Origin of the sequence: Salmonella sp. SAL4457 (genome assembly GCF_046548235.1) — a bacterium.
GTDB classification, from domain to species: domain Bacteria; phylum Pseudomonadota; class Gammaproteobacteria; order Enterobacterales; family Enterobacteriaceae; genus Salmonella; species Salmonella enterica.
This window is the reverse complement of sequence record NZ_JBGDZO010000364.1, coordinates 1-278: the sequence shown is the minus strand read 5'-3', so window position 1 is coordinate 278 and position 278 is coordinate 1. Positions and strand designations below refer to the sequence as shown.

Genomic DNA, 278 nt, shown 5'->3' with positions numbered 1-278 from the left:
CCTGCGGAGAGGTCGATGACGTCGCCCGGCACAATATCCTCGATAGGAACCTCGGTGAGCTGACCGTCGCGCCAGACATCGGCCTTGACGCGGACAAGAGCGAGCAATGCGGCCATCACTTTCGCAGCGCTATGCTCTTGCCAAAACCCGAGCACGCCGCTCGCGGCGATGATCGCGAAAATGATGGCTGCATCCGTGCGGTCTGCAAGAAACAGAGAAATGAAAGACGCGCACAGCAGGATTAGGACGATGGGATTGCGGAATTGACGAACCAACAG

The 278-nt window shown here is 58.3% G+C and carries 1 pseudogene; it reads right to left on the bottom strand.

Going from position 1 to position 278, the window contains the following annotated elements:
• Window positions 1-278 (bottom strand): annotated as a pseudogene (locus tag ACLJNW_RS24660) (hypothetical protein); the annotation flags it as partial.